16 protein-coding genes are annotated in these 15,439 nt (G+C 41.4%); 13 read left to right on the plus strand and 3 right to left on the minus strand.

From position 1 onward, the window contains the following. Positions 1-7: 7 nt before the first annotated feature. The 9 genes from LVY74_RS10110 to LVY74_RS10150 all read left to right on the plus strand — a co-directional run bounded on the left by LVY74_RS10110 (position 8) and on the right by LVY74_RS10150 (position 5,821). Positions 8-466 (plus strand): type IV pilin protein, encoded by a 459-nt coding sequence (locus tag LVY74_RS10110; protein WP_269090998.1) that lies wholly within the window; start codon positions 8-10, stop codon positions 464-466. Then, positions 467-910 carry a type IV pilin protein gene (locus LVY74_RS10115; protein ID WP_237814970.1) on the plus strand — a complete coding sequence of 148 codons (444 nt, stop codon included), beginning with the start codon at positions 467-469 and terminating at the stop codon, positions 908-910. 148 nt (positions 911-1,058) lie between these two features. Continuing rightward, positions 1,059-1,316, plus strand: coding sequence for a 30S ribosomal protein S16 (gene rpsP / locus LVY74_RS10120; protein WP_111894073.1), 258 nt, complete (start codon positions 1,059-1,061; stop codon positions 1,314-1,316). A 16-nt stretch (positions 1,317-1,332) separates the two neighbouring features. Further along, a complete protein-coding gene (gene rimM, locus LVY74_RS10125) occupies positions 1,333-1,881 on the plus strand; it encodes a ribosome maturation factor RimM (protein ID WP_237814971.1) in 549 nt (182 codons plus the stop codon). A gap of 42 nt (positions 1,882-1,923) precedes the next feature. Next, positions 1,924-2,676 (plus strand): tRNA (guanosine(37)-N1)-methyltransferase TrmD, encoded by a 753-nt coding sequence (trmD, locus tag LVY74_RS10130; protein WP_151709269.1) that lies wholly within the window; start codon positions 1,924-1,926, stop codon positions 2,674-2,676. 294 nt (positions 2,677-2,970) lie between these two features. After that, complete coding sequence (gene rplS, locus LVY74_RS10135) at positions 2,971-3,339, plus strand: 50S ribosomal protein L19 (protein ID WP_111893677.1); 369 nt, start codon at positions 2,971-2,973, stop codon at positions 3,337-3,339. A 167-nt stretch (positions 3,340-3,506) separates the two neighbouring features. Then, positions 3,507-4,412 (plus strand): tRNA pseudouridine(55) synthase TruB, encoded by a 906-nt coding sequence (gene truB, locus LVY74_RS10140; protein ID WP_237814972.1) that lies wholly within the window; start codon positions 3,507-3,509, stop codon positions 4,410-4,412. A gap of 19 nt (positions 4,413-4,431) precedes the next feature. Then, entirely contained in the window at positions 4,432-5,202 is a 771-nt protein-coding gene (locus tag LVY74_RS10145; RefSeq protein ID WP_237814973.1) for a sulfite exporter TauE/SafE family protein, read from the plus strand. A 172-nt stretch (positions 5,203-5,374) separates the two neighbouring features. Next, the gene (locus tag LVY74_RS10150) at positions 5,375-5,821 is read left to right on the plus strand and encodes a hemerythrin domain-containing protein (RefSeq protein ID WP_151709271.1); all 447 of its coding nucleotides are present in this window, start codon (positions 5,375-5,377) and stop codon (positions 5,819-5,821) included. A gap of 33 nt (positions 5,822-5,854) precedes the next feature. Here LVY74_RS10150 and LVY74_RS10155 read toward each other — a convergent pair whose 3' ends face one another. Continuing rightward, positions 5,855-6,763, minus strand: a complete 909-nt coding sequence (locus LVY74_RS10155) for an EamA family transporter (protein ID WP_237814974.1) — start codon at positions 6,761-6,763, stop codon at positions 5,855-5,857. A gap of 83 nt (positions 6,764-6,846) precedes the next feature. Continuing rightward, positions 6,847-8,079 carry a phosphoglycerate dehydrogenase gene (serA, locus tag LVY74_RS10160; protein WP_237814975.1) on the minus strand — a complete coding sequence of 411 codons (1,233 nt, stop codon included), beginning with the start codon at positions 8,077-8,079 and terminating at the stop codon, positions 6,847-6,849. Between the two features lie 89 nt (positions 8,080-8,168). Between serA and LVY74_RS10165 the strand changes: the two genes are divergently transcribed. The 4 genes from LVY74_RS10165 to craA all read left to right on the plus strand — a co-directional run bounded on the left by LVY74_RS10165 (position 8,169) and on the right by craA (position 13,245). Further along, on the plus strand, positions 8,169-9,578 hold the full coding sequence (locus tag LVY74_RS10165; protein WP_237814976.1) for an FAD-binding oxidoreductase: 1,410 nt from the start codon (positions 8,169-8,171) through the stop codon (positions 9,576-9,578). 76 nt (positions 9,579-9,654) lie between these two features. Continuing rightward, positions 9,655-11,037 carry an AbiH family protein gene (locus LVY74_RS10170; protein ID WP_237814977.1) on the plus strand — a complete coding sequence of 461 codons (1,383 nt, stop codon included), beginning with the start codon at positions 9,655-9,657 and terminating at the stop codon, positions 11,035-11,037. 1 nt (position 11,038) lies between these two features. Next, on the plus strand, positions 11,039-11,803 hold the full coding sequence (locus LVY74_RS10175) for a nucleotidyltransferase domain-containing protein (protein WP_237814978.1): 765 nt from the start codon (positions 11,039-11,041) through the stop codon (positions 11,801-11,803). A 215-nt stretch (positions 11,804-12,018) separates the two neighbouring features. Beyond that, complete coding sequence (craA, locus tag LVY74_RS10180) at positions 12,019-13,245, plus strand: chloramphenicol efflux MFS transporter CraA (RefSeq protein ID WP_237814979.1); 1,227 nt, start codon at positions 12,019-12,021, stop codon at positions 13,243-13,245. 41 nt (positions 13,246-13,286) lie between these two features. Here craA and yccS read toward each other — a convergent pair whose 3' ends face one another. After that, the gene (gene yccS / locus LVY74_RS10185; RefSeq protein WP_330847897.1) at positions 13,287-15,425 is read right to left on the minus strand and encodes a YccS family putative transporter; all 2,139 of its coding nucleotides are present in this window, start codon (positions 15,423-15,425) and stop codon (positions 13,287-13,289) included. Positions 15,426-15,439 lie beyond the last annotated feature (14 nt).

Raw genomic sequence — 15,439 nt, forward strand, 5'->3', positions numbered from 1 at the left:
GCTAAGCATGAATCAGATTTCAAAAATGCGAGGGTTTACGCTAATAGAATTAATGGTAGCACTGGTTATTGCTGCCATTTTGACAGCAATCGCAGTTCCTGCTTATCAGGAGTATGCTCGACGAACTCGAGCAGCTCAGGCTCAGCAGGAAATACAGCGTTTAGCTATTCTGCTTGATCGTTGGAAAGCTCGTAATTTTAATTACAATGGTTTTAGTATTACATCAAGCTATGTTGCATCAACTTATCCCTATACCGTTTCAGTTTATGATAGTACTTCGACATCATCCTCAAAAGTTTTATTATCTACTCGTACAGGAGGTGGGCAAGGATGGGCAATACAGGCATTTACAGAAGATGACAAGAATTACAACTTTTTGCTGACTAGCACAGGTGTGCGTTGTAAAAACAAAACAAAGGCAAATATTTCATACACAAGTTGTGGGATAGGTTCAGAGAGTTGGTAAATGAAGAAATTTATAGGTGGTTTAACCCTCATTGAAGTGATGATTACGATCGCTATTTTAGCAATTTTAGCTGCAATCGCTTATCCAAGTTATACCAAATATAAGATTAAGGGAAATCGTGTTGATGTACAAAGTGAACTGATGCGGGTTGCAGGACGCTTACAAAGTTATAAGCTGGCGAATAATACTTATGCAAGTGCAACTTTGACTGGTGTTGGTGGAACAGCGAATTATCCTGTATCAGGAACAGCTTACTATACAATTACTTTGGCAGTCGATTCAGATAACCAAGGTTATACTTTAACTGCTACCCCAGTCAGCTCAAGTCTACAAACAGGTAATGGTGTAGTGTGTTTAAATCAAGATGGACAGAAGTATTGGTCACAAGGGGCAACGACTTGTGATAAGAATCTAAGCAGTACATCAACTTGGGATAGCAACTAAGAAATAAATTCAAAACTGTGGGTAACTTAAATTTTGATCTTTCATTTGGGGTGAATATCACGTAAAATGCTGCCCTCTATGAAAGGGGTTTGAAGTGTTGCCGATGGTCGGCGCAGGGATAATCCGTAAAAATTATAAGGTTTTTATCATGGTTGTTATTCGTTTAACTCGCGGTGGTGCTAAAAAACGTCCATTCTATCAAATCGTTGTGACTGATAGCCGTAATGCACGTGATGGTCGTTTCATCGAACGTATCGGTTTCTTTAACCCTACAGCTCAAGGTCAAGCAGAAAAAATTCGTTTAGATGCTGACCGTTTCGCTCACTGGGTTGCACAAGGTGCTCAACCTTCTGAACGTGTTGCTTCTTTAGCTGCTCAAGCTAAAAAAGCTGCTGCTACTGCGTAATTGTAGTAGGTAGCCCATGACACCAACACAGAATGTTCCTGAAGATCGTATTCAGATTGGACAGCTACGTTCAGCGTATGGCTTGAATGGGTGGCTCTGGGTCTATTCCAATACAGAACCCATGAGCAACATCTTTGACTACCTGCCTTGGTACATTGAGACCAAAGCAGGTTGGCAAGTTATTGATGTAAAACGTTGGAAACCACATGGCAAAGGCTTGGTTGTTGCGCTCAAAGGTGTGAGTGATCGCACGGCAGCAGACAATTTAGTTGGCGCAAATATCTGGATTTCAAAATCGCAACTGCCTCAACCGGGCGTGGACGAGTACTACTGGTCAGATTTGAAAGGCTTAACCGTGTTAGGTCTCGATGATGACGAACAGGAAGTGAATCTCGGTCAAATCCATGAACTGTTTGAAACAGGTGCAAACGATGTCATGGTGGTTCGTGCCACAGCAGACAGCGTAGACGCTGAAGAGCGTATGATTCCATGGCATAAAGATGTGGTACAGCGCGTTGATCTTGAAGCTGGTCGTATTTACGTCAATTGGGGCGTAGATTATTAATCCCTAAAGGATTCACACAGCAGGAAGAAAGAGGAGTCTGTGGTGTTTTTTGCAGTCATTACGCTTTTTCCTGAAATGTTTGAAGCGATTACAGCCTACGGAATTAGCGGGCGTGCAGCAAAGCGTGACATTGTACAAGTGACTTGTATTAATCCGCGTGATTTTGCTGAGGGCAACTACAAACGTGTGGATGAACGTCCGTTTGGTGGTGGTCCAGGTATGGTGATGATGGCTGAGCCTTTGGCAAAAGCAATTCGTCATGCCAAACAGCTTGCAGAGCAAGCGGGAGCAGTTCAAGTTCCTGTGGTGTATATGTCGCCACAAGGAAAGACCTTAAATGAACATGCCGTGCAAAATTTTATCGATTACGATGGTTTGATTGTGCTGTGTGGACGTTATGAAGGGGTAGATGAGCGTTTAATCCAAAAATATGTTGATCAAGAATGGTCGATTGGGGATTACGTTTTATCTGGTGGTGAACTTCCTGCAATGGTCTTGCTCGATAGCATTATTCGACGTTTACCCGATGCCATGTCAGATGAACAATCTCACATACAAGATTCTTTTGTGGATGGTCTGTTAGACTGCCCACAATATACCAAGCCTGACCATTTCGAAGGGCTAGATGTGCCAGAGGTACTTAAATCTGGACATCATGCCAATATTGAAAAATGGCGTTTTTTGCAGCGTTATCAACGGACTTTAGCGCGTCGACCTGAGTTGGTCGAGCAAGTTGAGTTGAGCAAGCAGCAAAAAAAATGGCTTAAAGATGAGCAAAAAAAGAGCAAAGATTAAGAGTCTTTGCTTCTGTACAAGGAAATCGAGCATTTAACGCTTTCCTTGAACACCAGATAAGAAGTTGTACTTCTTTGCAAAGATGAACACATATTCAATGCGTTGATCTATGCATAAATTTGAAGCATTGCTTCAAATTCGGGACTTAAACTTGAGTTTATGTCTTCTTTAATAGGCTCTTTGTGCATTGAAGTGGTCAAGCATAAAGAGAAAGATAATCGGGTCTATGCGCTTTAGCCTCTATACCCAGTGGATTTCAGACCTCTTCTGACCCACATATATTGGAGATACCCCATGAGCGGTAAGCATCCTTTAGTTCAAGCTGTTGAAAACGCACAGTTAAAATCTGACCTTCCTGCATTTGCTCCAGGTGACACTGTGATTGTGCAAGTAAAAGTAAAAGAGGGCGACCGTGAGCGTCTTCAGGCTTTTGAAGGTGTTGTAATTGCGAAGAAAAACCGTGGTTTAAACTCAGCTTTTACAGTTCGTAAAATTTCTAGCGGTGTTGGTGTTGAGCGTGTTTTCCAAACTCACTCTCCAATCGTTGCTAAAATTGAAGTTAAACGTCGTGGTGATGTTCGCCGTGCGAAACTTTACTATCTTCGTGACTTGTCTGGTAAAGCTGCACGTATTCGTGAAAAATTACCAGCTCGTAAAGCGTAATTCGCTTTATTTGAGTCAAGAAAATGCGCCAATTGGCGCATTTTTTTATGCGTGTGACTTGGCTCAAACAATAAAAATTTATCTGCTGAGAATACAGGCATTCTTGTGCTGAAGATTGTTTAAGCTTTTGTTAAGATGGCGTGTCATTTTTGCTCACCATTTTTCTTATGTCTGTTGCTAAGCCTAAAATCCAGCGCCGTCCAATTAGTGGTGTATTTCTACTCAATAAACCTCTTGAGATTAGTTCGAATGGCGCATTACAAAAAGTGCGTTGGTTGTATCGGGCAGAAAAAGCAGGGCATACAGGGGCACTTGATCCCTTGGCGACAGGGTTGTTACCCATTTGTTTGGGTGAGGCGACCAAGTTTTCGCATTATTTGCTTGATTCGGTTAAGCGCTATCAAACCACAGTGAAGCTTGGGCAAACCACAACTACAGGCGATGTGGAAGGTGAGATTTTACAACAGCGTACTGTGCCTGAATTGACAACAGACAAAATTGAACAGGTACTTGAACAGTTCCGTGGTGATATTCAACAAATTCCACCGATGTATTCGGCATTAAAAAAACATGGCAAGCCGTTATATGAATTGGCACGTCAAGGGATTGTGATTGAGCGTGAGCCACGTCCAATTACGATTTACCAATTACAACTGATTGAATTTACAGAAGATAGCTTAACTTTAGATGTGATTTGCTCTAAAGGCACATACATTCGTGTGTTGGGGGAAGATATTGGCGAGGCACTGGGCTGTGGGGGGCATTTAAGTGCATTGCATCGTACTGCAACAGGTCCTTTTGATTTGATTCCGAGCTACACCTTGGAATATTTGGAAAGTTTAACTGAGGCTGAACGTGAAGCATTGTTGTTGCCAGCATATGCACCTGTGGAGCATTTTCCACAAGTTCAGATTCCTGAGGGACGTAGCAAATATTTCTGTAATGGGCTGGAAAGCAATATTGACCATGAAGCAGCAGAGCAAGTTTTGGTCTTTGATGGCGAACGCTGTTTAGGTTTGGCTCAAATTACCGATAAAAAACGCTTAGTTCCTAAGCGAGTTTTGCATTTATGAGAAAAGTGATGATTACTGTATGGATACGATAACGATCTTAAGTCTGGTTGGTTTTGCATTTACCGCAGGGGCAATTGATGCTGCTGTTGGTGGAGGTGGGCTGATTCAGATTCCGGGGATTATGAGTACTTTCCCCAACATGGCGACCGCTACGGTAATCGGAACCAATAAGGTTTCTTCTATTTTTGGGACAGGGTCAGCAGCCTTTACCTTTGCCCGCAAAGTAAAGTTGCAGTGGAAACTGTTGATTGTGATCGGGATTTGTTCGCTCATCAGCTCATTTGCGGGTGCGGCATGTTTGTCGTTGATTCCCCAATCTGTACTGCGTCCCTTTGTGTTGCTGATGCTGATCCTGATTGCCATTTATACTTTTATGAAAAAAAGTTTTGGACAGGTCGCGGTTGATTTACATATTACCCCGAAACTTTTGGTGTTGGCTGCGATTGGCAGCTTGTTGATTGGCTTCTATGACGGGATTTTTGGCCCAGGGACAGGCAGCTTTTTTATTTTCTTCTTCATCCGTTTTTTAGGTGTGGACTTTCTGCATGCTTCTGCGTTGTCGAAAATTGGCAACTTTATGACCAACCTTGCTGCACTGAGTTTTTTAATTCCCACAGGTCACGCCATTTTACATATTGGTTTGATGATGGCAGTTGCCAATGTGGCAGGCTCAGTGGTCGGGGTGCGTGTCGCGATGAAATATGGCAGCGGCTTTGTACGTAAGATTTTCTTGGTTCTGGTCACGGTACTGATTTGCCGTATTGGTTATCAAACCGTAACGTCATGGTAAATGATACTGGCATTTTACTCGTCACATTTGAGTAAAATGCTTTACATATCCTGTCATGATTGATGACAACGACATACAGTTTAAAACAAGAATAAAACCGACTACTGGGCGATTAAAAAATATACTTATTAAGAACTAAATGATTTCATTGAAAAAATAGGAATAATTTTATATGAATATTTTTGAAGCTTTACGTCAGAGTCATGAACAACAACGCCATTTAGCACAACAATTAGCAGCAACACATGGTGATCATCAGGAACGTCAGGTGTTATTTGCTGCACTTAAAAATGAACTATGGGCACACTCGGTTGCAGAGGATCGTTATTTATATATTCCATTGATGTTTGATGATACAGGGCTTGATATTACGCGTCATGCCTTGGCAGAGCATCATAAAATGGATGAACTTGTTGAACAATTAGAAGAAATGCAAATGAGTAGTCCACACTGGTTAGGCATTGCAAAACAATTGCGTGATGTGGTGCATCATCATTTACAAGAAGAGGAACAGCGCTTTTTTCAGCAGGCAGGTAAAATTTTAACGGCACAAAAGAAACAGGAACTGGCTGAACAGTATCTGAATGAATATCAAAAATATAAAATTGAAAATGCTTAAAAATAGATAAAAGTGGCAGTCATTGCCACTTTTTTATCTCTGATCTGATTTGATCGAATTGAGTTGCTGTTCCACTTTTTGCTTGGCGCGTTGGGTTGTGTAGGTACAACCAATCGATGCAATGATAATGGTGGCAAGTGCCAGCCATTGTGTCCAAAGCAGATGTTCCGATAAAAACAAGACCCCTGAAAGTGCGGCAAAGGCAGGTTCTAGACTGGTCAATGTCCCAAAAACCAACGGACTTAAATGGCGTAATGCCACCATTTCCATCGAAAAAGGCAGAGCGCTGGCGAGAAATGCCAGAGCAATAAAATACAGTAAATAAGGTGGCTGTAAGACGGTGACAGGTGTTCCGATCCAGAGCGCAATCGGCAGCAGTACACAAGAACCGATGAACATACCCAAGCAGACGGTATGATTGCCCGAAATTCCTGAAGGGCGATTCCCCGTTAAAATATAGACTGCCCAACAAGCGCCTGCCCCAATCGCCAAGACAATTCCTACAGGGTCAAGCGCCTGACCTGTCTGACTCCACGGAAAAAGCAGTACTAAGCCTAAAATTGCTAAACCGACCCAAACCAGATCATAGCGTTGCTTGGCATGCAGTAAAGCCACACTGAGTGGGCCAATAAATTCAAAGGAGACGGCAATCCCTAAAGGCAAGCGATGCAGGGACAAGTAAAACAGGGCATTCATGCCTGCTAAAGCCAAGCCATAACCGATAATCGATGCCCAGCGAATTTGCTGCCATGCGACCCGCCAAATTTTGAAAAAGATAGCCAGCAACATAAACCCGAACAGCAGTCTGAGCGCGGAGATACTGAGTACGGGAAATGTCACAAATAAAGTTTTAGCCAGTGAAGCACTGGTTTGTACACTGACAATGGCAACCATAAGTAGGGCAATGGATTGAACCGTCGTATTATTTTTTAAAAAGCCCATGTTGGAATAATTTAACTAAATGGTAAAAAAGTAAAAATAAAAAAAGCCACAACACAGGGCTGTGGCTTTTAAGCTGTTATGGCTTAGAACAATACGCGAACACGGATTGTGCCATCAACATGATGTAGCATTTCGAGTGCTTCGTGAGATGCAGACGCGTCAACATCCATCACTAAGTAACCGACATCACCTTTTGTCATAAGGCTTTGACCAGAAATGTTGATGCCTTGCTCAGCAAACAAGTTGTTGATTTTTGACAATACACCCGGAATGTTTTTGTGGATGTGAAGTAAACGGTGTTTACCTTCAGTCATTGGCAATGCGATTTCTGGGAAGTTCACCGCAGAAAGGGTCATACCTTTGTCAGAGTAAGCTACAAATTTCTCAGCTACTTCTAAACCGATGTTTGCTTGCGCTTCCATGGTTGAACCACCCACGTGAGGCGTTAAGATCACGTTGTCTAGGCCACGAAGTGGAGAAACAAATTCTTCACCGTTCGCTTTAGGTTCTTTCGGGAACACGTCAACCGCAGCACCTGCAATGTGACCTGCTTTGATCGAATCTGCCAAATCTTCAATTACCACACATGTACCACGTGCAGCATTCAGGAAGATTGCACCTTCTTTCATTTTGGCAAATTGAGCTTTACCGAAGAAGTTGCGTGTAGATGGAACGTCTGGAACGTGGAGTGTCACCACGTCAGCAGTTTCAAGCAATTCGTCTAAAGAACCGACTTGGCGTGCGTTACCCATTGGAAGCTTAGTGACTGCATCGTAATAAATCACGTGCATACCCATGCTTTCTGCAAGTACAGAAAGTTGCGAACCAATTGAACCGTAACCAACAATACCTAAAGTTTTTCCACGAGTTTCGAAAGAACCATTCGCAGATTTGTTCCAGCCACCACGGTGACAGCTTGCAGATTTCTCTGGCACGCCACGAAGTAACAGAATAGTTTCTGCAAGAACAAGTTCAGCAACCGAACGTGTATTTGAATATGGTGCGTTAAATACTGGAATACCACGGCTCATTGCCGCTTTAAGGTCGACTTGGTTTGTTCCGATACAGAAGCAACCGACTGCGATCAATTTGTTTGCTGCCGCAAACACTTCTTCAGTCAATTGTGTACGAGAACGAATACCAATAAAGTGTGCATCTTGAACAGCTTCTTTTAAAGCTTCGCCTTCAAGCGCAGTTTTACGATAGTCGATGTTGGTATAACCCGCAGCATTTAAAGTGTCGATGGCATTTTGATGCACACCTTCTAACAATAAGAAACGAATTTTATCTTTAGGTAGTGATAGATGTTGGCTCATTACCGCTCCGCTACATAAGGCCAAATTTGGTCGCAATATGATAACATAGTGAGCAACAACTTGTTTATTTCTTGCTAGGCGTGTACACGATGAATGCTTCTGTCGCTTTATCACCTGACTTACTGACTCAACTGACGGCGATTGTTGGTGAAAATCGCATTAAAACGGATGCCGATAGCTTAGAAAACTGGGGTAAAGACCATACTAAGCACTTTGACCCAAATCCTTCTGTCGTGGTATTTCCATCGAGTACCGAGCAAGTTCAGGCGATTGTTCAACTTGCGAATCAGTTCAATGTCGCAATTACACCATCGGGTGGTCGTACAGGTTTGTCAGCGGGTGCAGTTGCAGCCAACGGTGAAATCGTGGTGAGCATGGACAAGATGAACCAGATTCTGGAATTTTTCCCCGCAGATCGCATGGTTCGTGTACAGGCAGGCGTAGTGACAGAACAACTGCAAAACTATGCAGAAGAACAAGGCATGTATTATCCAGTCGATTTCGCATCGTCAGGGTCAAGTCAGATTGGCGGTAACATCGGCACCAATGCTGGCGGTATTAAAGTGATTAAATACGGCATGACCCGTAACTGGGTGTTGGGTCTGACCGTTGTGACAGGTAAAGGCGATATCCTGCACCTCAACAAAGGCATGATCAAAAACGCAACAGGTTATGCGCTTCAGCATTTGTTTATTGGTGGTGAAGGGACTTTGGGCTTAGTGACTGAAGCTGAAATCAAGCTTGAGCGTCAGCCACAAGACTTGCAAGTGATGGTACTCGGTGTCCCTGACTTCGACGCCATCATGCCATTGTTACACGCATTCCAAAGCAAGATTGACCTGACTGCATTTGAGTTCTTTGGTGAACTTGCGATGCAAAAAGTTTTAGACAACGGTCATGTACAACGCCCATTTGAAACTCAATGTCCATTCTATGTGTTGCTTGAGTTTGAGGCGCCATACGAGCCGATCATGGACAAAGCCATGGAAATCTTTGAGCATTGTATGGAACAGGGTTGGGTGCTTGACGGGGTGATGAGCCAAAGCCTAGAACAAGTCCACAGCTTATGGCGTTTACGTGAAGATATTTCGGAGTCGATTGCGCCGTTTATTCCATACAAAAACGACATTTCAGTGTTAATTACCCATGTCCCTGCATTTATTAAAGAAATTGATGCGATTGTGACTGAAAACTACCCAGATTTTGAAATCTGCTGGTTCGGTCATATTGGTGATGGGAACTTGCACTTGAACATCTTAAAACCTGCGGATTTGACCAAAGATGAATTCTTTGCCAAATGTCAGGTGGTGAACAAGTATGTGTTCGATACCGTGAAAAAATACAACGGTTCAATTTCGGCTGAACATGGCGTGGGCATGACCAAAAAGCCATATTTGCAATACAGCCGTTCTGCTGAAGAAATCGAATATATGAAAGCCTTGAAGAAAGTATTTGACCCGAATGGTTTAATGAACCCAGGCAAATTATTTGATCTTTAAGACTTGATTGAATAGAAAAAATTCTGCTAAAAGCGTATCGAAAGATGCGCTTTTTTTATATTGAGAATAGATAACAATGAATATTTTAATTGTGGGCAATGGCTTTGATTTGTCGCATTACTTACCTACTAAATATGATCACTTTATGGTGGCAATGGCAGCAATTGAAAAATGGGATGAGTCGAAAGGGGAAATGGGGTTCGATGATTTATTCAAAGAGTTATATGAAAAAGAGGATTATTTTTTCGGCTATACCAAAGCAATTTATCAAACTGAAGCGATAAAAATTTCAGTTGATCAAATTAAAGAATTAAAAAAACAGCTTAAAGAAAATTGTTGGTATCAGTATTTTTCAGATCATGTCAAAGAAGTAAAAACTTGGATTGATTTTGAAACGAAAATTGAAGATGTATTGGTAGTTTTTACTCATTGTATTGCAGATATAGAAAGATTAAGCCTAGAAAATAAATTACATTTATATTTTATGCAGAATAATCAAGATGAGAAGTCTATAAATCTTCGATACTCTAAAATATTAGATTTTTTCCAGTTTACTGCTGAAGAGAACTATGAAGCTTATACAAACTCAATAAGGCTATATAACCAAGAAAGAAAAAAGCATAGTCAGAATAGAACCAATATAAATGCTAAATTTTGTTATGGTCAAAATATCGAAAATGGCTTTAATGCAGGATCATTCTTAAGTTACTTAAATGATCAACTAGAGGATTTTATTGAACTATTTAATTTTTATCTTGAAGAAGTAGTTAAAGAACTTAAGCCAAAAAGTGCTTTTCAGCCATTAAAATCAGATCAATATGACTTGACCAAAATTGATCAAATTTATTCGTTTAACTATACCCAAACGTATTTGGATTTTTATAATCAGGCTACGAAAATTGATTTTTTACATGGGCGATCAGGTGAAAAGCAAAATATGGTGCTTGGAGTATCTGAACTAAAGGGGAAAGCATTAAAGAAAATCAAGGCTTACGGTTTTACTAAATATCATCAGAAGTTGATGAAAGATACAGATTATAACTTTTTGATCTTATCTAAAAATAAAATTAATAACGATAAGAATAATCTTAAGAATTTTGAAACTGATTTTTCAAATGTAGATTCAGCAATCAGAAGAATTATGAAAGAAAAAATGGAGAATGAAAGTAAACTTAATATGAATATTAACATTTTAGGGCATTCTCTAGATATTTCTGATCAAGAATATATCATTGAGTTATTTAGCTTAAATGATGACATAGATCGAAATGTAAGAGTAATTGTTTATTACTTTAATGATAATGCTAAATTCTCTCTATTAGCCAACCTTTTACATATTTTGAAGAAGGAAAAAGTCGAACACTGGATGAAACAAGGTTGGCTTAAATTTGAAAAAAATCCAAATGTTGCACAACTCAATCAAATTCAGCCCGTAGAACTAGCAAAAAACCAGTCATAATATGAACATCGAAAAAAATATCCAACAACTTTTTGAACAATGCCAAGATATTCCGCTGTTTTATATTGAGAGTGGTAGCCGCTTATGGGGCATAGCAAGCCCTGACAGCGATTATGATGTTCGTGGTTTTCATTTACCTAGCAAAGCTCAATATTTTGATTATAAGAAACATCGAGATTTGATCGAAATTATGGACGGTGATTTTGATTTCGTATCTTATGACCTCGATAAAATGTTCGGGCTTTTGGCAAAAAGCAACCCAACTGTTTTGGAGTGGGTAAGGGCGCATATCGAATATCTCAATGTTGTGCCTGAATGGAATAGCTTTAAACAAGGACTGCTGGAACTGATTGACTATAGTGCCTTGTATTATCACTATTTATCTTTGGCTGAAAATGGCATGAAAGTCATGCAAGTTGCCGATAACTTTACCTATAAAAAAGTGTTTTACTCGATTCGTGGGTTATTGTCGGCTGAACTGGCACTACAGGAAAGTATGCCTGCATTACTGATCACCGATTTGTTTGCCCAAATTGATCCGAATGATCCGCTACGCGTATGGGCGGAAAATTATTTAGAGATCAAAAAACAACAGAAAGAAAAAGCCGTGCTTTCGCAGGATGAGCAAACAGAAATTTTAAAGCAGTTAAAGTTTAAGCAAGCACAATTGGCAGCGCAAAGCATGCCAAAAGCCAATCGGCGTGAGCAACTAGATCAGTATTTGACAGATTATAGCCAACATTTAAAACAGCATTTTTATGGCTGATTTAACTGAGCCTGTGGCAAGTGTTGCCTTGCCACAATTTGATCTTTCTCGACCATCTAGTCAAAAAATGTTATGGTGTGCGCCATAACACTCTATATTTTTATCATCTGATTTTGAGCACGTTGTAAATACAGTGCATTCTTTGTTGATTATTATTTCATGACATAAGTCGACTGGTTGACAGCTCGGCATGACAAACTATTGAAGAAAAAACCATGCAACCGACTCCAAAAACATTGAATCGTTCAACGCTGATGTTTCCACTGGCATTGGTTCTCTTTGAATTTGCCGTGTATATCGGTAATGACCTAATTCAGCCTGCCATGTTGGCAATTACCCAAGAATTTTCTGTCAGTGCAACATGGGCACCGTCTTCAATGTCGTTTTACCTACTTGGTGGGGCGAGTGTGGCTTGGTTACTTGGACCACTGTCCGACCGATTGGGGCGTAGGCGAGTATTACTGGCAGGCGTGCTATTTTTTGCGCTGTGCTGCCTGTTGATTTTACTGACCCAAAACATACAGCAGTTTTTAGCCATGCGTTTCTTACAAGGCATTGGACTGACCGTGATTTCAGCGGTGGGTTATGCTGCGATTCAAGAAAGTTTTGCTGAACGTGATGCAATTAAAGTCATGGCACTGATGGCAAATATTTCCTTGCTTGCACCATTACTTGGGCCTGTACTTGGCGCATTTCTCATTGATTATGTGTCGTGGCACTGGGGTTTTGTTGCGATTGCGATGTTGGCGGGGCTGAGTTGGTTTGGTCTAAACAGTCAAATGCCACGGCAGCAGCAGAGTGTAACTCGCCAACCCTTTATCTATTTACTGGACGATTTTAAGCGGGTCTATCGTAATCCGCAGTTCTTAGGTTTGAGTCTGGCATTGCCTTTGGTCAATATGCCGCTGATGCTGTGGATTGCTTTATCACCTGTGATGTTGGTTGAAGAACTCAAACTGAGTAGTTTTGCTTATGGCTTGTCGCAATTCCCTGTATTTATGGGACTGATTGCGGGCAATATGTTGTTGATTCGCATTATTGACCGTTTTGCTTTAGGTCGAACTATTTTTATCGGTGTTCCGATTATGCTGGGCGGTGCTTTTTGTCTATTGGCAGCCGTATTTTTGCCACACTATGCTTTGGCGTTGCTTTTGATTGGGATGACCCTCATCAGTTTTGGCGAAGGCATCTGTTTTTCTGTGATGTATCGTTTTGCGCTGATGTCCTCTGACGTATCAAAAGGCACTGTTGCCGCAGCCGTGTCGATGCTGTTGATGCTGAGCTTTTTTGTGGTGATTGAAGCGGTACGTTGGCTGTACACGCAGGTTCATCTGATTGCATTTTCTGGGAGTTGTCTGTTACTGCTCGGGTTATGGTTTACCCTTCCACGAAAAATCTTGAAAAGTTTGATGCAACAGCGTCAGCAATCGGGTTCATTTTAAATTTTGGATGTGAATCACCCGAGCAGTGGCTCGGGCTGATTTTACTTAATTTCTTGTATTAATAACTGCTGTCTGAGATGAAGCAGTTCAGGCAAGGTTTCTAATAACAAGCTGATCTGTTTTAAGATCAGTAATAAATGATCAGAAACATCAGCCTGTTGGTTGAGTGTTTTAATCTCTCGCAATTTTACTTGGATTTCAGCGTCAGGCAAGGGCTGCTGTTGCAGTAAAACCGCATTTAAGGTCTGTTGACACCATTGCATTAATTGCAAAATGTCAGGGTCTTGTACCTGTTCACGATGGCTGCCTAATGCAGCAATATAGCTGAGCTGACTGTGGCTATAGACCAAATAGCGGAAAGCATGATGAATCAGAGTCGGGTTCGGATGCGGCTCTGCGCTAAGACTCGAAATCATGGCAGACAGTTCAATTTGCTTGTTATGCGCAAAGCGCCGTGCCTCACGATAACTCAAATCATTTTGCTTACCGTATTGGTACTGCGTCATGACTGCATCGAGATATGCCAGTGTCGCTTGAGTTGAGTTTTTAATGTTGTTGGAAATATTACGAAAATTCCAATCTGGCCAGATAAAACTCACCGCTAGCCAAGCGATGGCACAGCCAAGTAGTGTATCAATAATACGAGGTAAGATAATTTCATAACCTGCACCTTTAATGTTAAAAATCAATAACACCATCAGGGTTGCCATGAGGGTTGCCATCGAATATTTTTTGACACGCAGATAAAAGAACAACACTCCACAAATCACCGTCAGCAACAATTGCCCTTCAACACTCGGCACAAAATATAAAATCGGAATACCACACAGTACCCCAGAGAGCGTGCCTAAAGTACGCATTTTCAGACGCGACTTGGTGGCAAAGTAACTGATCTGACAGACAAATAAACTGGTCAGTAAAATCCAGTAGCCATTGCGTGCAAATGGCAGTAGGGAAATGGCATAACCCACCACAAACACGACTGCAATCCGTACAGCATGGCGAAATAGTGCAGACTGTGGACTTAAATGCTGTTTGAGTTTTAGCAGTAAATCATGCCAGTCCTGAATATCATCATCCAAAAGATTAAGATGATCATCTAGCGTTGTGGTCTGTTCAGGCAAATGATTCAGTGCTAAAAGTTGCTGATGTAGATTGTGCAGATTGTTTAAAATGAGCTGTAAATTTTTAACTTCAACATTACTTGGATTGAGTTGTACCCAGTCATGCATGGATTGCTCTAACTGTTGAAGCGCCAAACTATGTTCAGAATTGACCACATAAGGTTGTCGACTGAGAACACACTGGGCAATTTGCTCACATGCCAGTGCATTCATCCGAATATTTTTCTGAATACGAAAGATCAGATCACTACGACTAAAATTGGCTTGGATGTGTTCATAATGCAAATAATTCGAGGTCGCCTGTTCGTGAATATCCTGTGCGAGAAAGTACAAATGTAGCCAGTAAATGGTGTTTTTATTGGCACGGGAGGCCTTTAAACGGGTCAGTAAAGCGGCTTTGGTCTGATTCAGACTTTGCACGACTGCTGAGTTTTGTACAGATAAATCAAAGAGTAATTGTTCGACCAAATGCTGGTGATCGGGGTCGAACAGTTTGGACTTGAGTTGTAGAAGTTTGGCAATTTGCTGAAAACTGGTCGAGAGATAATCCTGTACCACCAGTGTTGGTTTGAGCAGATAAAACACAATGGCAGCACAGCCATACCACATGGCTCCCAATACAAAACAGCTAGGCTGCCAGTACCAGACATGAGGCTCGCCCAAACCAAACATGGTATAAATCGAGAGTAATACCGTCCCAAAGGAAATACTGGCGTAGCGTTGCCCTAAGCCACCGAGCAAGATAAAACCTGCACTCGATAAAGATAAGTAACTGATAAATAATAGGGGATACGGATGCAGTAATTCTAAAATGGTACTGGTCGTAAAAAATAGAATGCAGACATAGAGCAGATTACGCAGACGAATGGTGAGTCGGTCATCGAAATCGGTTAATGCTGCGGCAATGGTGCCGAGGGTCACAGGGACAATAAATTGTCCCAAGTGCAAATAATATAAACCAAGTGTCGTACCGGTAAGTACAATACACATTTGCAAACAATACATGATCAATGCATTGCTCTGGTAACGCTGAAGCAGGGTATAGAAGCTATTCACGTCATTGATTTTTA

The sequence above is a fragment of the Acinetobacter sp. ME22 genome (assembly GCF_022012315.1).
In the GTDB taxonomy this organism is placed as follows: domain Bacteria; phylum Pseudomonadota; class Gammaproteobacteria; order Pseudomonadales; family Moraxellaceae; genus Acinetobacter; species Acinetobacter brisouii_A.